This window comes from Ancylobacter sp. WKF20 (assembly GCF_029760895.1).
Lineage (GTDB): Bacteria > Pseudomonadota > Alphaproteobacteria > Rhizobiales > Xanthobacteraceae > Ancylobacter.
Window position 1 is genome coordinate 4343534 of sequence record NZ_CP121679.1, and the last position, 23830, is coordinate 4367363.

Annotated in this window: 23 protein-coding genes; 13 read left to right on the forward strand and 10 right to left on the reverse strand. The window is 69.9% G+C overall.

The genetic code is table 11. From position 1 onward, the window contains the following. Positions 1 to 25: 25 nt before the first annotated feature. Complete coding sequence (gene fmt / locus AncyloWKF20_RS20030) at positions 26 to 955, forward strand: methionyl-tRNA formyltransferase (RefSeq protein WP_279315700.1); 930 nt, start codon at positions 26 to 28, stop codon at positions 953 to 955. After that, on the forward strand, positions 952 to 1407 hold the full coding sequence (locus tag AncyloWKF20_RS20035) for a GNAT family N-acetyltransferase (protein WP_279315701.1): 456 nt from the start codon (positions 952 to 954) through the stop codon (positions 1405 to 1407). Before fmt ends, AncyloWKF20_RS20035 begins: the two co-directional genes overlap by 4 nt. Before the next feature lie 253 nt (positions 1408 to 1660). On the opposite strand, the gene AncyloWKF20_RS20040 is transcribed toward AncyloWKF20_RS20035, so the two are convergent. Beyond that, positions 1661 to 2554 carry an SDR family oxidoreductase gene (locus tag AncyloWKF20_RS20040; protein WP_279315702.1) on the reverse strand — a complete coding sequence of 298 codons (894 nt, stop codon included), beginning with the start codon at positions 2552 to 2554 and terminating at the stop codon, positions 1661 to 1663. 113 nt (positions 2555 to 2667) lie between these two features. On the opposite strand from AncyloWKF20_RS20040, the gene AncyloWKF20_RS20045 reads away from it, so the two are divergent. Beyond that, the gene (locus tag AncyloWKF20_RS20045; protein ID WP_279315703.1) at positions 2668 to 3084 is read left to right on the forward strand and encodes a helix-turn-helix domain-containing protein; all 417 of its coding nucleotides are present in this window, start codon (positions 2668 to 2670) and stop codon (positions 3082 to 3084) included. 58 nt (positions 3085 to 3142) lie between these two features. On the opposite strand, the gene AncyloWKF20_RS20050 is transcribed toward AncyloWKF20_RS20045, so the two are convergent. After that, the gene (locus AncyloWKF20_RS20050) at positions 3143 to 3778 is read right to left on the reverse strand and encodes a peroxiredoxin (protein WP_279315704.1); all 636 of its coding nucleotides are present in this window, start codon (positions 3776 to 3778) and stop codon (positions 3143 to 3145) included. A gap of 225 nt (positions 3779 to 4003) precedes the next feature. On the opposite strand from AncyloWKF20_RS20050, the gene AncyloWKF20_RS20055 reads away from it, so the two are divergent. Next, a complete protein-coding gene (locus AncyloWKF20_RS20055; RefSeq protein ID WP_267583795.1) occupies positions 4004 to 4267 on the forward strand; it encodes a hypothetical protein in 264 nt (87 codons plus the stop codon). Between the two features lie 77 nt (positions 4268 to 4344). Here AncyloWKF20_RS20055 and AncyloWKF20_RS20060 read toward each other — a convergent pair whose 3' ends face one another. Continuing rightward, positions 4345 to 4971: a helix-turn-helix transcriptional regulator gene (locus AncyloWKF20_RS20060; protein WP_279315705.1), complete on the reverse strand. Its 627-nt coding sequence runs from the start codon at positions 4969 to 4971 to the stop codon at positions 4345 to 4347. Positions 4972 to 5134: 163 nt separating this feature from the next. Here AncyloWKF20_RS20060 and AncyloWKF20_RS20065 point away from each other — a divergent pair, with 163 nt between their 5' ends. Continuing rightward, positions 5135 to 5494 carry a DUF952 domain-containing protein gene (locus tag AncyloWKF20_RS20065; protein WP_279315706.1) on the forward strand — a complete coding sequence of 120 codons (360 nt, stop codon included), beginning with the start codon at positions 5135 to 5137 and terminating at the stop codon, positions 5492 to 5494. Between the two features lie 3 nt (positions 5495 to 5497). Next, positions 5498 to 6574 (forward strand): quinone-dependent dihydroorotate dehydrogenase, encoded by a 1077-nt coding sequence (locus AncyloWKF20_RS20070; RefSeq protein WP_279315707.1) that lies wholly within the window; start codon positions 5498 to 5500, stop codon positions 6572 to 6574. A gap of 38 nt (positions 6575 to 6612) precedes the next feature. Here the strand turns inward: AncyloWKF20_RS20070 and AncyloWKF20_RS20075 are convergent, their stop codons facing one another. From AncyloWKF20_RS20075 to AncyloWKF20_RS20090, 4 genes are all read right to left on the reverse strand, one after another. Next, on the reverse strand, positions 6613 to 7137 hold the full coding sequence (locus AncyloWKF20_RS20075) for a c-type cytochrome, methanol metabolism-related (RefSeq protein ID WP_279315708.1): 525 nt from the start codon (positions 7135 to 7137) through the stop codon (positions 6613 to 6615). Positions 7138 to 7220: 83 nt separating this feature from the next. Next, positions 7221 to 7490 carry a DUF6460 domain-containing protein gene (locus tag AncyloWKF20_RS20080; protein WP_279315709.1) on the reverse strand — a complete coding sequence of 90 codons (270 nt, stop codon included), beginning with the start codon at positions 7488 to 7490 and terminating at the stop codon, positions 7221 to 7223. A gap of 3 nt (positions 7491 to 7493) precedes the next feature. Next, complete coding sequence (locus tag AncyloWKF20_RS20085) at positions 7494 to 9215, reverse strand: cisplatin damage response ATP-dependent DNA ligase (RefSeq protein WP_279315710.1); 1722 nt, start codon at positions 9213 to 9215, stop codon at positions 7494 to 7496. Then, positions 9212 to 10261: a ligase-associated DNA damage response exonuclease gene (locus AncyloWKF20_RS20090; protein ID WP_279318041.1), complete on the reverse strand. Its 1050-nt coding sequence runs from the start codon at positions 10259 to 10261 to the stop codon at positions 9212 to 9214. Before AncyloWKF20_RS20090 ends, AncyloWKF20_RS20085 begins: the two co-directional genes overlap by 4 nt. Before the next feature lie 59 nt (positions 10262 to 10320). Here AncyloWKF20_RS20090 and AncyloWKF20_RS20095 point away from each other — a divergent pair, with 59 nt between their 5' ends. The 3 genes from AncyloWKF20_RS20095 to pdeM all read left to right on the forward strand — a co-directional run bounded on the left by AncyloWKF20_RS20095 (position 10321) and on the right by pdeM (position 14776). Next, entirely contained in the window at positions 10321 to 11274 is a 954-nt protein-coding gene (locus AncyloWKF20_RS20095; RefSeq protein ID WP_279315711.1) for a methyltransferase domain-containing protein, read from the forward strand. Between the two features lie 288 nt (positions 11275 to 11562). Further along, positions 11563 to 14085, forward strand: a complete 2523-nt coding sequence (locus AncyloWKF20_RS20100) for a ligase-associated DNA damage response DEXH box helicase (RefSeq protein WP_279315712.1) — start codon at positions 11563 to 11565, stop codon at positions 14083 to 14085. Further along, positions 14063 to 14776, forward strand: coding sequence for a ligase-associated DNA damage response endonuclease PdeM (gene pdeM, locus AncyloWKF20_RS20105; RefSeq protein ID WP_347710395.1), 714 nt, complete (start codon positions 14063 to 14065; stop codon positions 14774 to 14776). The genes AncyloWKF20_RS20100 and pdeM overlap by 23 nt, the downstream gene beginning before the upstream one ends. An 18-nt stretch (positions 14777 to 14794) precedes the next feature. Here pdeM and AncyloWKF20_RS20110 read toward each other — a convergent pair whose 3' ends face one another. After that, positions 14795 to 18061, reverse strand: a complete 3267-nt coding sequence (locus AncyloWKF20_RS20110) for a hypothetical protein (protein ID WP_279315714.1) — start codon at positions 18059 to 18061, stop codon at positions 14795 to 14797. 556 nt (positions 18062 to 18617) lie between these two features. Here AncyloWKF20_RS20110 and AncyloWKF20_RS20115 point away from each other — a divergent pair. From AncyloWKF20_RS20115 to AncyloWKF20_RS20125, 3 genes are all read left to right on the forward strand, one after another. After that, on the forward strand, positions 18618 to 19046 hold the full coding sequence (locus AncyloWKF20_RS20115) for a MerR family DNA-binding transcriptional regulator (RefSeq protein ID WP_279315715.1): 429 nt from the start codon (positions 18618 to 18620) through the stop codon (positions 19044 to 19046). A 162-nt stretch (positions 19047 to 19208) separates the two neighbouring features. Beyond that, a complete protein-coding gene (locus tag AncyloWKF20_RS20120; protein ID WP_279315716.1) occupies positions 19209 to 19841 on the forward strand; it encodes a 2-hydroxychromene-2-carboxylate isomerase in 633 nt (210 codons plus the stop codon). A 44-nt stretch (positions 19842 to 19885) separates the two neighbouring features. Then, entirely contained in the window at positions 19886 to 20413 is a 528-nt protein-coding gene (locus tag AncyloWKF20_RS20125; RefSeq protein ID WP_279315717.1) for a hypothetical protein, read from the forward strand. 15 nt (positions 20414 to 20428) lie between these two features. Here AncyloWKF20_RS20125 and AncyloWKF20_RS20130 read toward each other — a convergent pair whose 3' ends face one another. Beyond that, the gene (locus tag AncyloWKF20_RS20130) at positions 20429 to 21424 is read right to left on the reverse strand and encodes an alpha/beta hydrolase (protein WP_279315718.1); all 996 of its coding nucleotides are present in this window, start codon (positions 21422 to 21424) and stop codon (positions 20429 to 20431) included. Positions 21425 to 21543: 119 nt separating this feature from the next. On the opposite strand from AncyloWKF20_RS20130, the gene AncyloWKF20_RS20135 reads away from it, so the two are divergent. Next, entirely contained in the window at positions 21544 to 22008 is a 465-nt protein-coding gene (locus AncyloWKF20_RS20135) for a secondary thiamine-phosphate synthase enzyme YjbQ (protein ID WP_279315719.1), read from the forward strand. A gap of 24 nt (positions 22009 to 22032) precedes the next feature. Here AncyloWKF20_RS20135 and AncyloWKF20_RS20140 read toward each other — a convergent pair whose 3' ends face one another. Further along, positions 22033 to 23682 carry a hypothetical protein gene (locus tag AncyloWKF20_RS20140; RefSeq protein WP_279315721.1) on the reverse strand — a complete coding sequence of 550 codons (1650 nt, stop codon included), beginning with the start codon at positions 23680 to 23682 and terminating at the stop codon, positions 22033 to 22035. Between the last annotated feature and the right edge of the window lie 148 nt (positions 23683 to 23830).

The following is a 23830-nucleotide window of genomic DNA, read 5'->3' on the forward strand; positions in this document are numbered from 1 at the left end:
CCGCGCATCATCACCGGGGGCACTCATGCGCATCGTCTTCATGGGCACGCCCGATTTCGCGGTGTCGACGCTCGCCGAGATCGTCGGCACCGGCCATGAGGTCGTCGCCTGCTACACGCGCGCCCCGGCGGCGGGCGGGCGGCGCGGTCTCGATCTCGTGCCCTCGCCCGTGCACCGCGCGGCGGAAAAGCTCGGCGTGCCCGTGCTGACGCCCGCGAGCTTGCGCACGCCCGAGGCGGCGGAGACCTTCGCCGCCCATGAGGCCGATGTCGCCGTGGTCGTCGCCTATGGCCGCATCTTGCCGCAGAACATTCTCGACCTGCCCACGCTCGGCTGCCTGAACCTGCACGCCTCGCTGCTGCCGCGCTGGCGCGGCGCGGCGCCGATCCAGCGCGCCATCATGGCGGGGGATGCCGAGAGCGGCGTCGCGGTGATGAAGATGGAAGCCGGGCTCGATACCGGCCCGGTCGGCCTCGTCGAGCGCGTCGCCATCGGCCCGGACATGACGGCGGGCGAGCTGCACGACCGGCTGATGATCGTCGGCGCGGACCTGATGGGCCGGGCGCTGGCAGCGCTGGAGCGCGGCGGTCTCGACTTCCGTCCGCAGCCGGCGGAGGGCGTGACCTATGCCGCCAAGATCGACAAAAGCGAGACCCGCATCGACTGGAGCCGCCCGGCCAAGGCGGTGCACGACCATATTCGCGGCCTGTCGCCCTTTCCCGGTGCGTGGTTCGAGCTGGACGGCGCGCGGGTGAAGGTGCTGCGCTCGACGCTGGCAGCAGGGGCCGGCGCGCCGGGCACGGTGCTGGGCGATGATCTCACCATCGCCTGCGGCGAGGGCGAAGGGGCGGGCGCGGTGCGCCTCACCGAGGTTCAGAAGGCCGGCAGCCGCGCCCTGCCGGCGGACGAGTTTCTGCGCGGCGCGGCGTTGGAAAAGGGCAGGGTACTCGCATGAGCAAGGCAGGCATCACCATCCGTCCACTGGTGGCGGAGGACTACGCCGTGTGGGCGCCGCTCTGGCAGGCCTATCTCACCTTCTATGAGGCGAGCCTGCCGGAGGAGACGAGCCGCACCAGCTTCGCCCGCCTGACCGATCCGGCCGAGCCGATGTGGGGCGCGCTGGCTTTCGAGGGCGAGACGCCGCTCGGCCTCGTCCATGCGCTGTCCCATCGCTCGACCTGGAGCGTGCAGGATTATTGCTATCTGAACGACCTGTTCGTCAGCCCCGCCGCGCGCGGCAAGGGCGTGGGCCGGACGCTGATCGAGCATGTCTATGCCGAGGCGGCCCGGCGGGGCTGCGCGGATGTGTATTGGCTCACGCATGAGACCAACAGCACCGCGCAGCGCCTCTACAACACGCTGGCCGACCGGCCGGGCTTCATCGAGTACCGCAAGAAGCTCGGCTGAACCAAGCTCGCCTGAACCAAGCTCGGTTGATCGGCCAGATGCGGTGTCATCTGGGCCCTACTCCGACGTCATCCCCGGGCTTGACCCGGGGATCCACGACGTTTCCGGCCGCTACAGGTCAAAGGCGTGGATGGCCGGGCCAAGCCCGGCCATGACGGTCCATGGGTGGACCATGGCGGTCCCCTGCCCAATGTCCTCCCGGCTTGATCCGGGAATCCACGACGCCTTCGGCACGGCGGGGTGGAGCCGTGCCTCACAGCGCGGCGAGGGCCGGGGTGTTGGCGGCGAGCCACTCCGCGAAGGACCGCGGCTGGCGGCCGGTCAGGCGGACAAAGTCGCCGGTGATCTCGGCGACCCGGCCGGCCGCGGTGTTCGTATCGAAGGACGCGAACACCCGCGCCAGCGGCTCGGGCAGGCCGGCATGGACCATGCCCTGCACCAGCCCTTCGAGCGGCACCTGCACCACCGCGATCGGCTTGCCGATGGCCGCGCTCACCGCGCTGGCGATCTCCGCCTTGGTCAGCGCCTGCGGGCCGGAGAGCGTGTAGGTCGCCTTGCCGCTCTCGCTGCCGGCCAGAACCTTGGCGGCGGCGAAGGCGAGGTCGTCGCGGGCGATGTCGGCGCTGCCCTGGCCTTCATCGGCCGTGTACCAGCTGCCCGACGCGATGGCCGCCGGCAGGAAGGCGAACAGGTTCTCGAAGTACCAATGGTTGCGCAGCACGGTCCAGCCGGGGAGGGCGCTGGCCGCGAGGGCCTTTTCCGTGCCCTCATGGTCGGGCGCGAGCAGCAGCGGCGAGTTCTCCGGCTTCGGCGCGGAGATGTAGACGACGTGGCTCACGCCCGCCGCTTCCAGCCCGGCGATGGCCGCCTGATGCTGGGCGAGGCGGCGGCCCGGCCGGTCGAGCGCATCGGTGCTGATGAGCAGGGCGCGGCCGACGCCGGCAAAGGCGGGGGCAAAGGTGCTGGCGTCCTCGAAATCCAGCGCGCGCACATGGACGCCCTTGGCGGCCCAGTCGGCGAGCTTGGCGGGATCGCGCGTGCCCGCGACGATGCGGGAGGGGGCGACGCCCAGCTCCTGAGTCAGATGAGCCAGAACGAGCTGGCCGAACTGGCCGGAGGCCCCGGTCACCAGAAGTAGATCAGTCATGTCAGCCTCAACGCGTGGTGAACTTGATGCGCGGCACGCTAGCGTCCATACTCTCTAATGGAAAGTACGCACCTTTTGGTTAGTATGGCCGGTGCGGGGAAGGTAAGGACGCGATGAGCCTGGATCGGGAAACCTTCAAGGAGCGGGTCCGGCGCGGCGAGCTGCGCGCGACCGACTGCCCCTCGCGCGAGGTGCTCAAGCATGTGAGCAGCCTGTGGGGCACGCTGTGCCTGCTCATCCTGCGCGACGGCACGATGCGCTTCAGCGAGCTGCGCCGCATGGCGGCGGGGGTGAGCGAGAAGATGCTGGCGCAGACGCTGCGCCTTCTGGAGGAGGACGGCTTCGTCGTGCGCCGCTCCTTCCCTGTCGTGCCGCCGCATGTCGAATACAGCCTGACGCCGATGGGCCGGGAGGTCGCCGATCATCTGGGCACGCTGACCGACTGGATCGAGGGCAATGTCCACCGCATCCTCGGGCACCGCCAGTCGGCGGAGGCGGCGGGAACGGCCGGGGAAAGCCCCCGGCCGTGAGCGGCGATGCGCGGCAAGGACGGACGCCCGCGCCGGGCGTCGCGCCGCGTCTTGCGCCTTACTTGCCCGGCTGGGGCACCACGCGCAGATAGGGCTTCAGCGTCTTCCAGCCGCCGGGGAACTTCTCCTTGGCTGCCTCGTCGCTAACCGCCGGCACGATGATGACGTCGTCGCCATCCTTCCAGTTCGCCGGCGTGGCGACCGAGTGCTGGGCGGTGAGCTGGAGCGAATCGATCACCCGCAGGATCTCGTCGAAGTTGCGCCCCGCGCTCGCCGGGTAGGTGAGCGAGAGCTTCAGCTTCTTGTCCGGCCCGACGATGAACACCGAGCGCACCGTCATCGTGTCGGAGGCGTTGGGGTGGATCATGTCGTAGAGGCCGGAGACTGTGCGGTCCTGATCGGCGATCAGCGGGAAGTTCGGCGCGAAGCCCTGCGTCTCGGCGATGTCGTCGGCCCATTTGGCGTGCGCGTCGAGCGGATCGACCGACAGGCCGATGACCTTCACATTGCGCCGGTCGAATTCCGGCTTCAGCCGCGCCACCTGGCCGAGTTCGGTGGTGCAGACCGGGGTGAAGTTCTTCGGGTGCGAGAACAGCACGCCCCAGGACGAGCCGAGCCACTCATGGAAGCGGATCGGACCTTCGGTCGTCTGGGCTTCAAAATCGGGAACCACGTCTCCCAGGCGGATGGTCATCGCTCTCTCCATAAGTTGGCCGAGCCGGAGGGCTCCGTGCCTTAAGTGCGATTAGTATATGTAGTAACTATGATAATCGGCATTTCCATCCGTAGGAACCCCGTTCGCGCCCTCACACGGTACTTTTGGAACCGGTCCTAGCCTCGTGCGTTGAAGGGGGCGATTGTTGACGGGCGGCCTTCGGGCAGGCCCGACAGGACAGGGCCCAGTCTGGAGAGGGAAATCATGTTCAAGGTCATTGCCATCTGCGCCATCGCGCTCAGCGCGGCCGCCTGCACCACCACAGAGCGCCGCACCGCGGGCGGCGCGCTGATCGGCGGCGGCACCGGTGCCGTCATTGGCGGCATCGCCGGCGGCGGCACGGGCGCGGCGATCGGTGGCGCCATCGGCGCGGGCACCGGCGCCGTGATCGGCGCGGCGACCTCGCCGGGCGACTGCTACGCCCGCGATGCCTATGGCCGCACCGTGAGCGTGCCCTGCCGCTACTGACCGAGCCCTTGAGGCGCGACGGAATCGGCCCCTGCGGGGGCCGTTTCTATGTGGATGGCCCGCCTGTGGATAAGCGGCTACTGGCTGGCCCAGAGCACGCGCGCGATCCAGGCGATCTCGCCTTCCGTGAAGCTGCGGTCGGGGTGCTCCGGGTTGAGCGAGCGCAGTTCCACTGTGCGCGTGGTGCGGCGCTTCAGTTCCTTGGCCAGCACCTCGCCCTCGCGCGTCTTCACGATCACCCGGTCGCCCCGCCGCACCGGCGCCGCCGGGGAGACCACCACGACATCGCCGTCGCGGTAGAGCGGCAGCATGGAATCGCCGGCGATCTCCAGCGCATAGGCGTGCTCGTCGCCCACATTGGGAAAGGCGATCTCGTCCCACGAGCCACCGACCGGAAAGCCGGCATCGTCGAAATAGCCGCCCGCGCCCGCCTGCGCGAAGCCGATGAGCGGGATCGCCCGGCGCCCCGCCGTCGCCCCTTCGATGAGTGCCATGAAGTCATCGAGGCTGGTCGCGGTCGCCGCGAGGATCTTGGCGATGCTCTCGGTCGAGGGCCAGCGCAGATGCCCGTCAGCCGTGGTGCGCTTGGAGCGGTTGAAGGTGGTCGCGTCGAGGCCGGCGCGCTTGGCCAGCGCCGAGGGGCTCAGCCCATGGCGCTCGGCCAGCCGGTCAATGGCCCGCCAGATCTGCGGATGAGTCAGCACAATGCACCGCCGCCGGAATTTTGTCGGATGAATAGGAATTATACCCTATTCTCGCCAAAGTCCAGCCGCCTCGCGCGCCATGCGTGCGCACGACTTCGCCGTTGCCAGCTCACCAGAGCGGGGCTAGAGCGGGCGCGACCCCGCCGCAGCAGGATGAAGTCCCGTGAGTCAGCCCCCCGCTCTCGTCTACAAGATCGTGCCGCGCGCGCTGTGGCAGCCGGCGGAAGAGGCCGGGCGCTTTGACGGCGCGCCGGTGGACCTTGCCGACGGCTTCATCCATTTCTCGACGGAAGCGCAGGTGGCCGAGACCGCCGCCCGCCATTTCGCTGGGCAGGACGATCTGCTGCTGGTGGCCATCCGCACCGAACGGCTCGATCCCGCCGCGCTGCGCTTCGAGCCTTCGCGCGGCGGCGATCTGTTTCCCCATCTCTACGCCCCGCTCGATCTCGCGGCCGTCGCCTGGGTGCGCGACCTGCCGTTGGGCGAGCATGGGCGCCACCTCTTTCCCGCGTTCGAGGGCTGAATCATGCGTGCGCTGCTCGATCTCGCGCTTCCCTTCGCCCGGCTGATCGACCCGGAAACCGCGCATGGCCTTGCCATAAGCGCGCTCTCCCGCCTGCCGGCCGGCCCCGCCCCGGCGGATGATCCGCGCCTCGCGGTGGACGCTTTCGGCCTGCGCTTCCCGAACCCGGTGGGCCTCGCCGCCGGCTTCGACAAGGAGGCCGAGGTGCCGGACGCGATGCTCGGCGCCGGCTTCGGCTTCGTCGAGGTGGGCACCATCACGCCGCGCCCGCAGCCCGGCAATCCGCGCCCACGCAATTTCCGCCTCGTCGAGGACCGCGCGGTCATCAACCGCTATGGCTTCAACAGCGGCGGCCATGGCCCGGCGAAAGCGCGGCTCGCCGCGCGGCGCGGCCGGGCGGGGATCGTCGGCGTCAATGTCGGGGCGAACAAGGACAGCAGCGACCGCGCCGCCGACTATGTCTCGGGCATCCGCGCCTTTGCCGGCCTCGCCAGCTATTTCACCGCCAACGTCTCCTCCCCCAACACACCGGGTCTGCGCGACCTGCAGGAGGAGAGCGCGCTGGATGATCTGCTTGCCCGCGTTATCGCCGCGCGCGACGAGGCGGCGCCGGGCATCCCGCTGCTCCTGAAGATCGCCCCCGATCTCGCGCTAGCCCATCTCGACGGGGTGGTGGAGGTGGCGAGACGCCGGCGGATCGACGGGCTGATCGTCTCCAACACCACCATTTCTCGCCCGCCCACCCTGCGCGCGGCGGCGAAAAGCGAGACCGGCGGGCTCTCCGGCCGCCCGCTCTTTGCGCTCTCCACCCGGATGCTGGCGGAGACCTATCTGCGCGTCGATGGCGCCTTCCCGCTGATCGGCGTCGGCGGCATTGACAGCCCGCAGACCGCGCTCGCCAAGATCGAGGCCGGGGCGAGCCTGATCCAGCTCTATTCGAGCCTCGTCTATGAAGGGCTGGGGCTGGCCGAGCGGATCAAGGCGGGGCTTGTCGCGCATCTTGCCCGCGAGAAGACGACGCTTGCCGCGCTGACCGGCCGCAACGCCGCCGCTCTGGCGCGCGAGCCGTTCCCCGGCTGAGGCTGGCGAGGCTCGGCGCGCCTACCCCATGCCGGCGTTCAGCCCATGCAGGCATTTTCCTGCGCGCTGTAGCCGGCGGGGCGGGGGGCGTTCTTCTGCGGCTGGCCGCGCCCGAGCGCGCCGTCCGAGCGGGCCCGCAGATAGATGAAGATGGCGTCGAGATAGCACATCACATTGGGGTTGGTGCCGAAGGCGGGCATGACCAGATCCTGGCTCACGCTGACATTCTGCTTGCCGTTCACCACCGTGTCGCGAAAGGCGTCATAGTCGAGCGCCTTCAGCGCATCGACCAGCGAGGGCGCGAAGCTGGAGCCCAGCCCGTCCGGCCCGTGGCATTGCAGGCAGTTGGCGGCGTAGCGGATGTAGCCGACCGAGGTGTACCAGTCGACCGTGCCGTCGGGTTCGATCTTGAAGGTCGGGTTGCCGGCCTTGTCGCTATATTCCCCGTCGCTGACGCTGGCCGGCGTCGGGTCGCCTGAGCCATCCGCCGCGAGCGGTGAGGCGAGGGCGAGAAGCAGGGCGGCCGCCGCCCCGAAGGCGGCGCCGGTGCGTGGCGTGGTCATGATCACTCCCTCATCCCCGGCTTCTTGCCGTCCGGGGATCACGGAGCCTCCCGCCGCGCGGGCGGGCCGTCAAGCCGGGCGGGTCAGCGGCCGCGATTGGCGAGGCGCATGATGATCCACAGCGGGATGACGATCACCGCGCCGAGCACGAAATAGCGCCACAGCCGTTCCACCGCCTCGAAGCTGAAATGGAACAGATGCCGCACCAGGCTTTCCAGGCTGGCGAAGATGTTCATCGGGTCGAGGCCGAGGGCGGAGAGGATGACGCCGACCACCAGCGAGAGCAGCAGCAGCCGGATGAGCACCCAGAGCGGCGAGCCGCCCATCCAGCGGGCGAGCTGATTATCGGCCATGATCTACGCTCCTTCGGCAGTCGTTGGCGCCTTCCCTAGCACGCCGGCGGCGGGGTTGGGAGCGGCGCGGCGGGGGGCGCTGCCCTCCTCGCCGATCATCGCTTCCAGCGTCGCTAGCCGGTCGGCCTCGCCCGGCGGCTTGTCCCAGCGCAGCCGGGCGATGCGGGGGAAGCGCATGGCAAGGCCCGAGCGGTGGCGGGTCGAGCGCGCCAGCCCCTCAAAGGCGACTTCGACCACCAGCCCCTCGCTGGCGGTATGCACCACCTCGCGCACCGGGCCGAAGCGGTTCACCGTGTGGCGGCGCACGAAGCGGTCGATCTCGATCAACTCGGCATCGGTGAAGCCGAAATAGGCCTTGCCGACCGGCACCAACTCGCCCTCGCCGGAACGCTCCCCGGTCCACACCCCGAAGGTGTAGTCGGAATAATAGGAGGAGCGTTTGCCATGGCCGCGCTGGGCGTACATCAGCACGGCATCGACGCTGTGCGGGTCACGCTTCCATTTCCACCACGGGCCCTTGGGACGTCCGGGCAGATAAGGCGTATCGGCGCGCTTCAGCATCACGCCCTCCACCGCTTCCGCATCCTCCCCCGCGCCATGGGAGGCCGGGTCGGCACGGGCGCTCGCCAGCTCGTCCCAGCTCGCGAAGGGCACGAGGGGGGAGAGGTCGAGACGGCCTTCGGCGGGGTGCGTGGCGATCAGCGCGGCGAGCCGGGCGCGGCGCGCCTCGAAGGGCAGGTCGCGCAAATCCTCCCCCGCCTCGACCAGGAGATCATAGGCGCGGATATGGGCGGGGAACTCCGCGATCAGTTTGGCGGAGACCACCTTCCGGTTCAGCCGCTGCTGCAACACGTTGAAGGACTGCACCCGCCCCTCGCGCAGGATCAGCAATTCGCCATCCACCGCGCCGTCAAAGGCCAGCGCCTCGGCAAGGTCCGGGAAGGCGCCGGAAATATCCTCGCCGGTGCGGCTGTAGAGCCGGGTGACATGCCGGCCATCCGGCCCGGCGGACCGCACCGCCTGCACGCGGATGCCGTCCCATTTCCATTCGGCGCGGAAAGCGGCGGGGTCGAGCGCGGCGAAATCGGCATCCTCGATGGGGTGGGAAAGCATCACCGGGCGGAACGGGGCGGGGTCCTCGGTCTCGGGCTTCTCGCCGTGCCCCTCCGCCCAGGCGAACAGCGCCTCATAGGGCGGGGCGAGGCCCGGCCAGACCAGCTCGATCTCGTCCGGCGTGCGTTCGCCCAGCGCCGCCACCGCGGTCTTGGCGAGGCGCGCGGACACGCCGATGCGCAGCCCGCCGGTGATGAGCTTCAACAGCGCCCAGCGCCCGGTCTCGTCCAGCCGGTCGAGCAGCGAGGCCAGCACCGCGGGCATCTCCGCCCGGCCCATATGGGTGAAGGTGTGGACGATGGCGGAGAGCGGCGGCGGCTCGGTGTCGTTGCGGCCGTGCGGCGCTGGCCACATCAGCGCGACGGTCTCGGAGAGGTCGCCGACATAATCATAGGACAGCGCGAACAGCACCGGGTCGGTGCGCTCCATGATGAGCTGGCGGATCAGCCCCGGCTTGGCGTTGCGGAACGACAGCGCCCCGGTGAGCGCGGCCAGCGCCCAGCCGCGCTCGGGGTCCGGCGTGTGGCGGAAATAATCGGCGATGAGCCGGATCTTCCCGTTGCGGCGCGGCTCATAAACGAGGCGGTCGAGAAGCGCGGCGAAGCGGTTCATGCCGTGCCATCCGCGATCGCGGTGGCCTCGGCGGCGGCGTTCTCCGCCTCTTCCTCGCCATAACCGACCATGTGCAGCGGGCGGGCGCGCAGGCCGGCAAGCCCGGCCCAATGCACCAGCGCGTCCTCCTGCCCATGGGTGACCCAGAGCTCCTCGCAGCCCGTGGCGAGGATGGAGGCCTGAAGATCGTCCCAGTCGGCGTGGTCGGAAATGATCAGAGGCAGCTCGACGCCGTTCTGCCGGGCGCGGGCGCGGATGCGCATCCAGCCCGAGGCGAAGGCGGTGACGGGGTCGGGGAAACGCCGCGACCACACATCGGTGAGCGAACTTGGCGGGCAGAGCACCACCGCGCCGGCGAGCTCCGCCCCCTTCAGCCCGCGCGCCGGGCAAACCGCGCCGAGGTCGATACCCTCGGCCTGATAATAGGCGGTGAGCTTTTCCATCGCGCCATGCAGCAGGATCGGCCGCTCATGCCCGGCGGCGCGCAGCAGCGCCATCACCCGCTGCGCCTTGCCGAGCGCATAGGCGCCGACGAGATGCGCCCGCTCCGGGAACAGCGCGAGCGATTGCATCAGCTTGGCGATCTCGTCGGCCGGCTCGGGATGTCGGAACACCGGCAGGCCGAAAGTCGCCTCGGAGATGAAGACATGGCAGCGCACCGGCTCGAAGGGCAAAGCGGTCGGGTCGGCGCCCGGCTTGTAGTCCCCGGAGGCGACGATGCGGCAGCCGTCCTTTTCCAGCAGGATCTGCGCCGAGCCGAGAATATGCCCGGCCGGGTAAAAGGTGACGGTCACGCCGTTGACGCGCGTGCTCTCGCCATAGGCGGCCGCCTGTGTCGAGCCGGCGAAGGTCTCGCCATAGCGGATCGCCATGATGTCGAGCGTCTGCCGCGTCGCCAGCACGGCGCCGTGGCCGGCGCGGGCATGGTCGGAATGGCCATGGGTGATGAGCGCCCGCGGCACGGGGCGGGTCGGGTCGATGAAGAAATCGCCGGCCGGCGAATAGAGGCCTTGGGGCGTGGAGTGGAGAAGCTCTTCCGGGCGCATCGCCAACGATATATAGGGCGGCGCCGCGACTTTCCGCGAGCCCCCTGAAAGAACCTCTCATGAGCGCCGCCCGGCTGATCCTCTCTTCCGGTGACCCTCTGGTCGACCGCCGGATGGACTGGGCGCGCGCCCTCATAGTCGAGGGCAATCCGGGCGATGCCGCCGCCCTGCTCGACGAGGCCTTGCAGCGCGCCGACCACTACGCGCCCGGCTGGTTCCTGCTCGGCGAGGCGCGCGAGGCGATGGGCGAGTTTGAGGCGGCGCGGGCCGCCTATGAGCGCGCGCTCGATCTCGACCCTGCCGACACGCTGGGTGCGGGCCTGCATGTTGTGCGCCTCGGCGGCACGCTGCCGGAGGCAGGCGGGGCGGGAACGGGTTTCGGCATGAGTGAAGCCTATGTGCGCACCCTGTTCGACCAGTATGCCGACCGCTTCGACGCCGCGCTGGCCCGGCTCGGCTATCGCGGGCCGGAGCTGATCGACGCGGCCCTTTCCGACGCCTGCGCCGCGCTCGCGCGGCCCTATGCCTTCGGGCGCGGGCTGGATCTCGGCTGCGGCACTGGGCTGGTGGCGGCGCGGCTTGCCGATCATGTCGGCGCGCTGGAAGGCGTCGATCTCTCGCCCAACATGATCGCGCTGGCGCAGCGCCGCGGCGTCTATGAGCGCGCGGTGGCGGGCGAGATGGTCGCCTTCCTCGCGGCCCGCCCGGCGCAGGAGGTGGACCTCATCTTCGCTGGCGACGCCTTCTGCTATCTTGATGATCTCGGCCCCATCCTCACCGAGAGCGCCCGCGTGCTGGAGCCCGGCGGGCTGCTGGCCTTCACCGTCGAGACCCATGACGGCGCCGGCATCCTGCTGCGCGACACGCTGCGCTTCGCCCATGCCGAGATTTACGTGCGCGCGGCGCTGGCCGAGGCTGGCCTCGCGCTGATCTCCTGCGCCGGGCAGTCGACGCGGACGGAGAAGGAGCAACCGGTGCCGGGGCTGGTGGTGGTGGCGGTGAAAGCCGTCTAGTCGTCATCCCGGCCGGAGGCGAAGCCGGAGAGCCGGGATCGCGTGCCGAAAGCGCTCATCATCGGACAACGATCCCGGATATTGCCTGCGGCAATTCCGGGATGACGCTTTCAATCGAAGCAGCGTCATGGCCGGGCTTGTCCCGGTCCTCCGGGCCTTTCGCTCCGTCCACACACCCGGGAAGTCGTGGATGCCCGGGCCAAGCCCGGGCATGACGGTGTGCGAGGCGGCAGGTGCTCCGGCACGCGCCCCCCTCGCAATTCCCTCCCGGCGCATTAGCTTTGCGCGGTGCCCTCACGCGATTCCGCCCCTGACGATCTTCTGCCCGAAAGCTTCCGCCGCTGGTTCGCCGGGCGGGGCTGGGCGCCGCGTGCGCATCAGCTGGAACTGCTGGAGAAGGCGCGCGACGGGCGCTCCACCCTGCTGATCGCCCCCACCGGCGCCGGCAAGACGCTGGCGGGCTTTCTGCCGACCCTCGTCGATCTCGCCCAGCGCCCGGTGGTGCGCAACAGCGTGCGCCCGCCCGGCATCCACACGCTCTACATCTCCCCGCTGAAGGCGCTGGCGGTGGATGTCGCCCGCAATCTGGAGCGGCCGGCGGAGGAAATGCGCCTGCCGATCCGCATCGAATCGCGCACCGGCGACACCCCGGCCTCGCGCCGCCAGCGCCAGCGCCGCGACCCGCCGGATATCCTGCTCACCACGCCCGAGCAGATCGCCCTGCTGCTTGCCTCCGCCGACGCCGAGCCGTTGTTCGGCGACCTCAAGCGCATCGTGCTGGACGAACTCCACGCCCTCGCCGGCTCCAAGCGGGGCGACCTGCTGAGCCTCGGCCTCGCCCGGCTGCGGGCGCTCGCCCCGTTGGCGCAGACGGTCGGCCTTTCCGCCACGGTGGCCGATCCCGACACGCTGCGCCGCTGGCTGGTGCCGCAGACCGGCGGTCAGGAGATGGGCGACATGGTGGTGGCGGAGGCCGGCGCGGCGCCGGATCTCTCCATGCTGGAGAGCGCCGCCCATGTGCCCTGGGCCGGGCACACCGCCCGCCACGCGCTGAAGGAAATCTACCGGCTCATCACCGCCAACACGACGACGCTGGTCTTCGTCAACACGCGCATGCAGGCCGAGCTGCTGTTCCAGGAGCTCTGGCACATCAATGACGACAATCTGCCGATCGCCCTGCATCACGGCTCGCTCGACGTCGCCCAGCGCCGCAAGGTGGAGGCGGCGATGGGCGAGGGGCGGCTGAAGGCGGTGGTCTGCACCTCCTCGCTCGATCTCGGCATTGACTGGGGCGCGGTCGATCTCGTCATCAATGTCGGCGCGCCCAAGGGCTCCTCGCGCCTCATGCAGCGCATCGGCCGGGCCAATCACCGGTTGGATGAGCCCTCTCGCGCCGTGCTGGTGCCGGCGAACCGCTTCGAGGTTCTGGAATGCCGCGCCGCGCTGGAGGCGGTGCGCGCGGGGGCGCAGGACAGCGCGGTGATCCGCTCCGGGGCGCTCGATGTGCTCGCCCAGCATATTCTCGGCATGTGCTGCGCCGGGCCGGTGAGCGCGGATGATCTCTACCGCGAGGTCGTCTCCGCCGAGCCCTATGCGGAGCTGACCCGCACGGATTTCGACGACACGCTCGATTTCGTCGCCACCGGCGGCTATGCGCTGCGCGCCTATGAGCGTTTCGCCCGCATCCGCCGCATGAAGGATGGCCGCTGGCGCGTCGCCAACCCGCAAATGGCGCAGCAATACCGGCTCAACGTCGGCACCATCGTCGAATCCACCATGCTCAAGGTCCGCCTTGCGGGAGCCAAGGCGCGCTATGGCGGGCGGGTGCTGGGCGAGGTGGAGGAATATTTCGCCGAGCAGCTCAGCCCCGGCGACACCTTTGTCTTCGCCGGCGAGGTGCTGGCCTTCCTGACCATTGCCGAGAACGAGGTGCGCGTCACCCGCACGCAGGCGACCGACCCCCGCGTGCCCTCCTATGCCGGCGGCAAGTTCCCGCTCTCCACCTTCCTCGCCGCCCGCGTGCGCGCGCTGCTGGCCGAGCCCGCGCGCTGGGCGAGCCTGCCCGACCAGGTGCGCGACTGGCTGGAGCTGCAGAAATGGCGCTCGCGCCTGCCGGGTCGCGAGGATCTGCTGATCGAGACCTTTCCACGCGGCGGGCGGCATTACCTCGTCGCCTACCCCTTTGAGGGCCGGCTCGCCCACCAGACGCTCGGCATGCTGCTCACCCGCCGGCTCGACCGCGCGCGGCTGAACCCGCTCGGCTTCATGGCCAATGACTATGCCATCGCCATTTACGGCATGTCCGATCTCTCGCTGGCCATTGCCGATGGGCGGCTCTCGCTGGACGGCCTGTTCGACGCCGACATGCTCGGCGACGATCTCGAGGACTGGCTGGCGGAATCCTCGCTGATGAAGCGCACCTTCCGGCAATGCGCGGTCATTGGCGGGCTGATCGAGCGGCGCTTTCCCGGCCAGGAGAAGAACTCCCGGCAGGTCACCATGTCCACCGACCTCATTTATGACGTGCTCCGCCGGCATGAGCCCGGCCATGTGCTCTTGCGCGCGGCGCGGGCGGACGCGGCGACCGGTCTTCTGGACATTCGCCGCCTCTCCGACATGCTGATGCGCATTCGCGGGCGAATCGATCATGTGCCGCTGGCGCGCGTCTCCCCGCTCGCCGTGCCGGTCATGCTGGAGATCGGCCGCGAGCGCGTGGCGGGCGAGGCGTCTGAAGCCCTGCTCGCCGAGGCCGAGGACGAACTGATCCGGGAGGCGATGAGTGGCGCAGGTGGTCGCGCAGACGGCGGATGAGGCGGTGGGCGCGGGCGACGAGTTCGCCCTCGCCGGCGCGCGCCTCGTGCTCGACTGCGCCGGCGCGCTGTACTGGCCTGCCGAGCGGATGCTGATCGCCGCCGACCTGCATCTGGAGAAGGGCTCGTCCTTCGCCGCGCGCGGCGTGCCGCTGCCGCCCTATGACACCCGCGCCACGCTCGCTCTGCTCAGCGAGATCGTCGGGCGCTGGAACCCACGCCGCCTCGTCCTGCTCGGCGACAGCTTTCACGACCGGCGCGGTGCCGAACGGCTCGGCCCGCTGGAGCGCGGGCAGCTCGCCGACCTCATGCGCGGGCGCGAAGTGGTGTGGGTCGCCGGCAATCACGATCCCGATCCCATGCCCGGCCTCGGCGGCACGCCGGCGGAGGAACTGCGCGTCGGTCCGCTCGTCTTACGCCATGAGCCTTCCGCCCATCCGGTGACCGGCGAAATCGCCGGCCATCTGCACCCGGTGGCGCGGCTCGTGGTGCGCGGGCGCGCGCTGCGGCGGCGCTGTTTCGCGAGCGACGGGGCGCGCCTCGTCATGCCGGCGCTCGGCGCCTATGCGGGGGGATTGAACATTCGCGATGCGGCGGTGGCCGGGCTGTTCGCCGGGGATTTCGCCGCCCATCTGGTCGGGGGCGCGCGCATCTACCGCTTCGCCCACCATGCCTGCCTGCCGGATCGCTAGGCGCTCGCTCGCCCGCGATCAGCGCGAGGCGGTCTTCTTCGGGGTCGTGCCGTCGGCGGTCCAGTCCGAGCCATTGGCCTTGGCATCGACCAGGGTCGGCGTCCATTTGGCGATGGCGGCACGGGCGCTCGCCAGCGCCTTGGCGTCGATCTTGCCGGCGATCTCGTCGCGCTTCACCGCCGCTTCCGCGTCGCCCGCCGCCGCCGCCAGCGAGAACCAGCGCCAGGCCTGCGGCAGGTCCACCGCGACGCCGAAGCCGCGCGCATAGAGCACGGCGAGATTATACTGGCTGTCGCGCACGCCGCGCTCGGCGGCGCGGGCGAACCACTGGGCGGCCGTGCGGTAATCGGGCTGGCCATCGACACCGGCGGCGAGCAGCACGCCGAGATTATGCATGGCCCGCACATTGCCGGCATTGGCGGCCTGCTCATAGAGCTGGCGGGCGCGGGCGACATCGCGCGCCACCCCGTCGAGGCCCTTCTCATAGATCGCGCCGAGCCGGTAGGCGGCCGGCACCGAGCCATTGGCGGCGGCGAACTCGAACCATTCGGCGGCGCGGGCGGGGCTGGCGGTCACGCCGATCCCGTCGAGGAAGCGGTGGCCGATCTCATAGCCGGCGGCCGGGTCGCCCGCGAGCGCAGCCGAGCGCAGGCCCTGCCCGCCAATCGCGGCCGGCAGGTCCGAGGGCACGAACAGGCTGGAAGACGGGCCGGGCAGCGGCGTCGGCGCCTCGCTCGGGGTCGCCTCGGGCGCGGGGGCGGGCGCCGGGATCACCTGCGGCGTCACGCTGCGCGGCGCGCCGATGGAGCCGGTGATGTCGTCGGGCGACGGCTGCGAGCCGGGCGCGGCCGTGGGCGCCGCCGGGCGGGCGACATTGGTCGGTGCCGCCACCGGCGCCCGGGCGCGCAGCTGCGCCTCGCGCATGGTGGTGAGCAGGTGCCAGGAGCCATAGGCCATGGCCGAGCCGCACATGCCGATCAGCAGCATGGCGCGGATGCGGGCGAGCCAGCGCCGGCTCGCGGAGACCGGCCGGGGCCGCTGAAGACGGTCGCCGATGCGGCTGTGCATTTCCGGCAGCACGACGGAGGCGGGCTGCGTCGCCCGGCGGGCCTGGGCGATGAACTGGGTGCGGCTCGGCGCGCCGGTCCCCCGCGCCTCGGTCTCCTCATCCTCGCTCACGCGGGCGTTGGCGTCATAGGCGTAGTCATCGCCCAGCGCGCCGATCAGCGCCCCCTCATCCGGCTCGAAGGCGGGGGATGCGGGCGCGGCGGCGACGGGAGCGGCGACATGAGCGGGGGCGACCGGCGCCGGCGCGGCTTCTGGCGCCATTTGCGGCGTGACGAAGGCGGCGGCGACTTCGGGGGAGCGCGAGAGCTCCTCCAGCGCCGCGCGCATGAGCTGCGGCTCGAAGGGCTTGGGGATTGAGGCCGGCGGCGGGGTGAAGATGGGCTGCGGCTCGGCCGCCACAGACGGGGCCGGGGCGTGCGGGGGCGCGGCGGGCGCCTCCATGGAGGCCACCGGCGCGGCAGCGGGAGCGCTTGCGGCCGCGCGGTTCGCCTCGATGGCGGCGATCTCGCGCTTCAGCAATTGCCCGCCCGTGCCGCCGCCGCGCGGCCGGTGGCCGGCATTGGCGAGGATGGTGGCGCGGGTCTCTTCCATCTGGATGAACAGGTCGTTCACCGCGCGTTCGATGGTGGCGAGCTGGCCGCCGATCTTCGCCGCCGGGTCGCCAGCGGAATCGAGCTTCTCGGCGATGGCGGCGACCTGCCGGCTCAGCGCATCGAAGCGCGGGCCGTGATCGGGCATCGCCACCGGGCGCTCGATGCGCTCGATGCGATCCGCGAGGCCCCGGATCAGCGGCTCGACCTCAGCCGGCACCTCGCGGCGCACGCTGGCGAGGCCGTTCTGGATCGAATCGAGGCGGCTGAAAATGTCGCCGAGCGGGATGGTGGGCGCCGGCTGGTTGCCGATCCGGTCGGCGAGATGGTCGATGCGGCGCTCGATCTGGCCGACGGCGGAGCGGATCATCGCCTCGTCCACCACCGGCATCTGGCTCACCTTGGCGGCGAGCAGCGCCACCTGCTCGGCGAGCAGGCGCAGCGCGTCGGTCGACAGCGCGCGGCCGAGAAGGTCGCGGATCTCGCTCGCCTGCGCCTGAAGGCGGGCGATGGCGGCGCCGTCGACGCTCTTGGCGTTGACGATGTCGATCTTGCGCTCAAGCGTCTCGATGCGGCCGATCAGCACCGCCGGGTGCTCCGGCAGCTTGAGCGAGCCGATCATCTCGCGCATCGCGCCAAGGCTGGCGCGCATGTCCTCATCGCCGAGCTGGGCGCGTTCGGCGCGCTCGGCGAGGCGGGTTACGGTGCGCTGGAGGTCGTCCACCGCGCGGCGCGGGGCGAGTTCGCCGACGCTCGCGCGCATCTCGCCAAGCTCGCGCTGCAGCGCGCCGATCTGCTCATTGATGAGCAGGGGACGCGGCGCGGCGGCGCCGGCGGGCGGCGTCATCGGGGCCGAGGGCGGGGAGGGGATGCGGCGCTCGCGGCCAGCCTCGCCGCGTATATCGCGGGAATAGTCGTGGCTCGCCTCGCGGGCCGGCTCGCGCAGCGTCTCGCGGGAAGCGTCGAGCTCGTTCTGGCGCGCGGCGATCTCCGCTACCGCCGCCTCGATCGCCGCCGGGCCGGGCACGGTATCGGCGAAACGGGCGAGCGGATCGGTCAGCCGGGCGCTGCTCGCGAGCGGCGCGCTGACGGACGGGGCGCTGGCGAGGGGCTGGCCGGCGCGGGCCAGCGTCTCGGCGGTGCGCACGATCTCGTTCGCGCGCCGGTCGAAATACTGGTTGGACGCGCTCGCCATCGGAGCGCTCGCCATCCCCGCCGACGCGGCGGCGCGCTGGCGCGGGGCGTTCATCGAATCGAGGCGCTCATTGATCTGGCGCAGCGCGGCATCGAGCCGGTTCTCGGCGGAAGGTGCCGGCGGCGCGGGGCGCGCGGTCGCCATCCCCGTGGTCGCCGTCGCATAGCTGTCCATGCGCAGCGCCTCGCGGCGCGGCTCGACGGGGCGGGCCTCGACGGGGTGGGGGTCGGTGAGCCCGGCGGACACGCTTGCCGGGGCGGCGCTGACCAGACGGTCGATCACGCCGGACAGCTCCTGCACACGGCGCTGGAGATCATCCACCGTGCCGCCGACGGCGTTCGCCGTCTGCATCGCCCCGGCATTGGAGGCGAGAAGCTGGTCCTTCAGCCACTGGTCGAGCGGCAGGCCGGCCTGGCGTGCGGCCTCGCTCATCGCTCGCCATGCTTCGGGCGCGATGTGGCCCGTCGTCGAAGGGGCGCCTTGCCTCACCTGGGGTCTCCGTCGCATCGGCGCGGGCGGGGCGAGAATCGCCACCTCCAGCGCTGGAGCTCATGCGACCGACTGTTCAATTTCTTGGTAAATGTCGCGTTAATGCGCTACCGGCGATTAACCACGACGTGGCGACGCCCCTGAAAAACCGGCCGAGCCGTCGCCTCGCTCCGCTTTTGAGCGTCGCGGCGGGCCGCATCATGCCAGCGCGTGACCCACGGACTTCGCGAATGAGTCGGCGGCCGGTGCCTTTCCCCGCATTGCCCCCATGTCCGAAGGTAAACTCGACGCCCCTTACACCGCTTAACGCTGCGGTTTTGGCGCGCGCCGCATTCTCGCCGTAATCCGAAAAGGCGATTGGTAACAGGCTGTTGAGGGTCCGTTTAACAGTAAGTTGCCCTAAGGGAGGGTGCGACTTTCTCCCCTAGCGGAAGCCGGTCTGCGAGACTGCGTCAACTTCACTGACGTGTCCCCGTCAAAACCCCCTGGAGTCGCCCCGATGGATTTCTCCTCTTTTGAAGCCGATCGCGCCGTCGATGCCTCGCTCACCAGCAGCGAGACCCAGTACTTCACCATTGGCGATCTCGCCCGTGAGTTCGATGTGACGCTGCGCGCCCTGCGCTTCTATGAGGACAAGGGCCTCCTGTCGCCGCGCCGCGAGGGCCTGACCCGCCTTTACACCGCCGCCGAGCGCGCCCGCCTCGCCATCATCCTCAAGGGCAAGAAGCTCGGCTTCACCCTCGCCGAGATCAAGGCGATGGTCGCCCTGCGCGAAGGTTCGGCCATGCCGAATGGTGGCCTGGCGCTCACCCGCGAGAAGTGCGCCGAGCAGCTCGCCCTTCTCGAGCAGCAGAAGGTCGAGATCGACGAGGCCATCGACGAGCTCCGCCAGATGGTTGCCGCCTTCCCGGCCCGCGTCGCCGCCTGATTTCGGGCGCTTACGCTTCTCTCCTCGATTGTCCGTTCGGCGGCGCTCCCTCGTGGGGCGCCGCTGGCGTTTTGAGGGGGTGCTTTGCGCGGGAGCGGGCGGTGCTTTAGCGTTCGCGGCATGATTCCGGCGCCCGCCTGAGCGCCGCAGCCCGAGGCGCCCATGTCCACCTCCGCTTCCACCTCCCGTTCCATCGACTATTATTTCTCCACCCAGAGCCCCTGGGCCTTCATCGGCTTTCCGCTGTTCCTCGACATTGCCGCCCGCCACGGCGCCCGGATCAATTTCAAGCCGGTGCTGCTCGGCGAGCTGTTCGCTGAAACCGGTGGCCTGCCGCTGCCCAAGCGCCACCCGGCGCGCCAGCGCTACCGGTTTCTGGAGCTGAAGCGCTGGCGCCTGGCGCGCGGCCTCGATTTCCATATCAGCCCGGCGCACTGGCCGTTCGACCCGAACCTCGCCGACCGGCTCATCATCGCCGCCCAGCTTGCCGGGCATGACCCGGCCCCGCTGGTCGCCCGCCTCGGCGCCGGAATCTGGCAGCGTCAGGAGAACATGGCCGATGCGGCGACGCTGTCCGCCGTGCTCGCCGAGCTCGGCCTGCCTGCGAGCCTGATCGAGAGCGCGCAGGGCGAGCGCACGCTGACCATCTACAAGGGCAATCACGATGCCGCGGTGGAGGCTGACGTCTTCGGCTCGCCTTCCTATGTCCTAGATGGTGAGGTGTTCTGGGGACAGGACCGGCTCGATCTGCTTGACGCCGCCCTCGCCAGCGGCCGCGCGCCGTTCACGCCCTGACCAAGCGCCATCGCTGGTGGCGCCCTGCACGACGGAGGACCACCATGAAGGCGCTTCGCCACCTCGCCGCCCTTGCCGCCGTCGCCGCGCTCCCTTGTCTCGCGGTGGCGTCGCCGGCCCTCGCCCAGGCGGGCGCCACGACGGCCACCCCCGGCACGACGCCTGGCGCAGCGGCGCCCGCGCCATCCGGCCCTGCCGCTCCCGCGCCGGGCTTCAGCCTGCAGGCGGTCGAGGGCGGCGTGTTGAAGCTCGACACGCGCTCGGGCGCCCTGTCCTTCTGCTCGGCCAAAGCGGGCGCTTATGTCTGCGAGGCGGTGCCGGAGGATCGCGCGGCGCTGGAGGCGGAGATCAGCCGCCTTCAGGCCCGGATCGCCGAGCTGGAGAAGGGTCGCGCCGGCGTGCCGGACATCATGGCTCAGCCCAAGGACGGCGCGCCGGACGCGCCGATGACCGAGGAAGCCCGCAAGCGGCTCGACGAGGCGCTCGATGTCGCCGAAATCGCCTTCCGCCGCTTCATGGAGATGGTGAACCGCCTGCGCGGCGAGCAGGCCGGGCAGGGCGAGAAGCTCTGAACTCGCCCCACGCCTTCAGCAGGCGCTGATGAAGGCGTGGCTGCGTGCCAGCGCCTGATCGGCCAGCGTGCCGGGAAAGCCGATGAACACATGGCAGCCGCCGGGATAGACGGCGAGCTCGGCCGCATTGCCCGCCGCCAGCCAGCGCGGCGCGAGGAACAGCGTGTCGTCGAGCAATGCGTCACGCGTGCCCACGGTGAACAGCGCCGGCGGCAGGCCCTTGAGATCGGCGTGCAGCGGGGAGATGTCGGGATCGGCGATGTTGCCGCCCTCGCGCAGATAGTGGCCGACGAAGACGTTGATATCGCGGGTGTTGAGCACCAGGGGCTCGTCGCCCCACTGCCGCGCGCTCGGCGTCAGGCCGAGGTCGTAGCAGCCGGCGGTGAGATTGGCCGCCCGGAAGGGGGTGAGCCCGTGCCGGTCGCGCAGCCGCAGCAGTGTCGCCACCGCGAGATTGCCGCCCGCCGATTCGCCGCCAATGGCGAAGCGCTCGGTGCCGAAGCGCCCCAGGCCCTCGCGCACCAGCCAGAGCGCCGCCGCCTCGCAATCATCCGGCGCCGCCGGCCAGGGTTGCTCGGGGGCAAGGCCATAATCGGCGGAGACCACGGCAAAGCCGGTGCGCTCGACGAAGCGGTGATTGATGCCGTCATTCTCCCGCGCCGAGCCGAGGCACCAGCCGCCGCCATGGATGTGCAGATAGACGCCCTTGGGCGGCGTCGGCGGGGTGAGGATGCGCAGCGCCACCGGCCCGCGCTTGCCCTCGATCTCAATCACCTGCGCATAGGGGCTCTCCGGCGCGAGGGGGAACGGACCCTTGCCCTCCAGCCGCAGTTTGCGCAGCATCGCCATGGGAAACACCCAGCGGTCTGGCACGGCGCTGAGCGCCTTGACGATGGCCGCATTGAGCGCGCGCGTATCGGAGGCGATGGCGGCCGGGTCGAACACCGACGGATCGAGCGTCAGCGCGGCGGCATTACGGGCCGTGGAAGTGTCGGCGAGGGCGGACGACATGAACGAGGCGCGCTCCGTGAACGGGAGTGGATTGGGTCTGTCACCGGGGGCTGAACGGGCCTATCCAAACCCAGCCGGGCACGTTCGTCCAGCTTACCTTAAGGCAAGGAGGTATCCCCATGAGCCGCATCCGCGCCGGCGAGATCCGCGAAACCCTTGTCACGCGCCGGGTCTCGACCGTTCTGAGCGTCGACACGAAGGGCCGCTCCTTCACCGAGGTGACGGGGGCGGTCAGCCAGTTTCTCGCCACGATTGGCGCCGGCGACGGGGAGGTGAGCCTGTTCTGCCGGCACACCTCGGCCTCGCTCACCATCCAGGAGAATGCCAGCCCCGAGGTGCAGCTGGATCTTCTCACCGCGCTCGACCGCCTCGCCCCGGAACATGCCGGCTGGGTGCATGATCTCGAAGGCCCGGATGACATGCCCGCCCATGTGAAGAGCGTGCTAACCGGCATCCATCTAGCCATTCCCGTGATGAGTGGGCGCATGGCGCTCGGCACCTGGCAGGGCATCTACCTCATCGAGCACCGCGCGCGGGCGCATCGGCGCGACTTGGTGGTGGCGTTTGTCGGCGATGGTGGGTGACGGCCGTTCCGCCGGCCTCGCGCCTCAGGGCGCCGCCGCCTCCGGCCGTATAAAAACAATGACGCCGCCGACCGTGATCTCGCGGTAGCCCGCCGCCCGCAGCGCGTCGAGATAACGTTTGGCCCAGACTGGCACGCGGGAGATGTCCGTGCCGTTCACCGCCCAGTCATAGATGATAACCACCGGCGTTCTGGCGCTCAGCGTCTTCGCGATGGTCCGGTCGATCCAGCCGGGATCGGTCAGCAGGAAGCTGTCATCGGCGTAGAACTCGCGCAGCAGCATGCGCCGGTCGCTGATGAAGGCGACGCCCGGGCAGAAGGGCAGGCAGACGATGCGCTCGCCCGGCGCGGAATGGGCCTCGATGAGGGTTTTCAGTTCGCCCAGCAGGGCCTTGTCCTCGGCGGGCACATAGCGCGTCTCGCCCGTCGCGATCGTGAAGGGCTGGTCAGCGCCATAGGAGCGGGTGATCGCGCCGGTGCCGGGCAGGGTGAGGCCGATGCCGCCATAGACCGCCAGCGAGGCGATGATGACGAGCGCGAAAAGCCAGCCGACCAGCCGCAGCCAGAGCCGCCGCGCCCGGCCATAGCGCTGCCCGGTCAGGATGTCGCCGCCGCTCACCTGCCAGGCGAAGATGGCCATCAGCGCGATGTAGCCCGGCATGAAATTGGCGACATGCGGCAGGTCCGGCCGGAACAGCATGTAATGGGGAAACGAGGCCAGCGGCACGACGAACAGCGCGGCCGCCAGCACCAGATGGTCGAAGCCCCGCGCCGGCGAGGCGAAGGCGCGCAGGGCCGCGCCGCCAAGCTGGATCAGCACGAAGGCAGCGAGGCCGACCACCGGCGCATAGACCGCGAAGGCGTAGCCGGCGGCCTCCCAGGAGCCTTCCCAGATCGTCGCGACCGGCGGGCGCTGCATCAGCGTGCCCGCATCCGCCGGCACGGCGTCCGGGTTCGTTTCCGAACTCGGCAGCAGGAACTGCGCCATGGTGCGAGGATAGGCCAGCACGTCGTCGACCATGAGGCCGAGATAGCCGCCCTTGAGGGCCATGACGGCCACGGGCAGCAGCACGATCGCCAGGGTTGCCAGCGCGATCGCCGCCAGCCTCAGCAGGCGTTGGCGCCCCTGCACGATCCCGGTCAGCACCAGCAGGCCGATGAAGGGCAGGCTGAAGGCGTAGCCGAAGTCCGGCCGGATGAGGAAGGTGAGGGCCAGGGCGACCGCCGCCGGCACCACCTCCCGCCCCGAAAGCGCGCGCCAGTGCAGCGCCATGCCCGCGAGCGTGAAGAGATTGATGAGGGTGCAGAAGCCGTAGAACGCCGTCGGGGGAAAATTCGGCACCAGCGCCGCCAGCAGGCCGGCAAGCACGCCGGCGATCCAGCTTTGGGTGACCCGATGAACCGCAGCGAAGACAAACGCTGCCGTCAGCGCCATGAAGGCAAAGAACACCAGCTGAGCCAGTAGAAAGCTCGGGCCGAATAGCGCAAACAGCCACTCGCCGATCTTGTACCAGAACAGCCCGTAGCCGTAGCGGATATCGTGCGGCGATGTACCTGTGAGAAGTTCCTTGGCAACCTGCGCGAAGTTGCCGTCATCGCCGATATTTAGCGAATAGCTAATGTATTGAGCATAATATGAATAAGAGAAAATGAGAATAAAGCAAAAACCAATCACCGTAAGGAGATTTTTGTGCACTATGGATCTATAATCATTGGGCATGTGGCGTACACACTTGTGATCCAGTGTCTATTTTCGTAATCAATACGAGTTAAATCGTGGAAAAATCAAAGAAATTATCAAAAGCGCGTCAATCAAAAGATTG

Coding starts and splice junctions, on each gene's coding strand:
- fmt (WP_279315700.1), top strand. CDS start 26: ATGCGCATCGTCTTCATGGGCACGCCCGATTTCGCGGTGTCGACGCTC.
- AncyloWKF20_RS20035 (WP_279315701.1), top strand. CDS start 952: ATGAGCAAGGCAGGCATCACCATCCGTCCACTGGTGGCGGAGGACTAC.
- AncyloWKF20_RS20040 (WP_279315702.1), bottom strand. CDS start 2,554: ATGACTGATCTACTTCTGGTGACCGGGGCCTCCGGCCAGTTCGGCCAG.
- AncyloWKF20_RS20045 (WP_279315703.1), top strand. CDS start 2,668: ATGAGCCTGGATCGGGAAACCTTCAAGGAGCGGGTCCGGCGCGGCGAG.
- AncyloWKF20_RS20050 (WP_279315704.1), bottom strand. CDS start 3,778: ATGACCATCCGCCTGGGAGACGTGGTTCCCGATTTTGAAGCCCAGACG.
- AncyloWKF20_RS20055 (WP_267583795.1), top strand. CDS start 4,004: ATGTTCAAGGTCATTGCCATCTGCGCCATCGCGCTCAGCGCGGCCGCC.
- AncyloWKF20_RS20070 (WP_279315707.1), top strand. CDS start 5,498: ATGCGTGCGCTGCTCGATCTCGCGCTTCCCTTCGCCCGGCTGATCGAC.
- AncyloWKF20_RS20075 (WP_279315708.1), bottom strand. CDS start 7,137: ATGACCACGCCACGCACCGGCGCCGCCTTCGGGGCGGCGGCCGCCCTG.
- AncyloWKF20_RS20080 (WP_279315709.1), bottom strand. CDS start 7,490: ATGGCCGATAATCAGCTCGCCCGCTGGATGGGCGGCTCGCCGCTCTGG.
- AncyloWKF20_RS20085 (WP_279315710.1), bottom strand. CDS start 9,215: ATGAACCGCTTCGCCGCGCTTCTCGACCGCCTCGTTTATGAGCCGCGC.
- AncyloWKF20_RS20090 (WP_279318041.1), bottom strand. CDS start 10,261: ATGCGCCCGGAAGAGCTTCTCCACTCCACGCCCCAAGGCCTCTATTCG.
- AncyloWKF20_RS20095 (WP_279315711.1), top strand. CDS start 10,321: ATGAGCGCCGCCCGGCTGATCCTCTCTTCCGGTGACCCTCTGGTCGAC.
- AncyloWKF20_RS20110 (WP_279315714.1), bottom strand. CDS start 18,061: ATGAGCGAGGCCGCACGCCAGGCCGGCCTGCCGCTCGACCAGTGGCTG.
- AncyloWKF20_RS20115 (WP_279315715.1), top strand. CDS start 18,618: ATGGATTTCTCCTCTTTTGAAGCCGATCGCGCCGTCGATGCCTCGCTC.
- AncyloWKF20_RS20120 (WP_279315716.1), top strand. CDS start 19,209: ATGTCCACCTCCGCTTCCACCTCCCGTTCCATCGACTATTATTTCTCC.
- AncyloWKF20_RS20125 (WP_279315717.1), top strand. CDS start 19,886: ATGAAGGCGCTTCGCCACCTCGCCGCCCTTGCCGCCGTCGCCGCGCTC.
- AncyloWKF20_RS20130 (WP_279315718.1), bottom strand. CDS start 21,424: ATGTCGTCCGCCCTCGCCGACACTTCCACGGCCCGTAATGCCGCCGCG.
- AncyloWKF20_RS20135 (WP_279315719.1), top strand. CDS start 21,544: ATGAGCCGCATCCGCGCCGGCGAGATCCGCGAAACCCTTGTCACGCGC.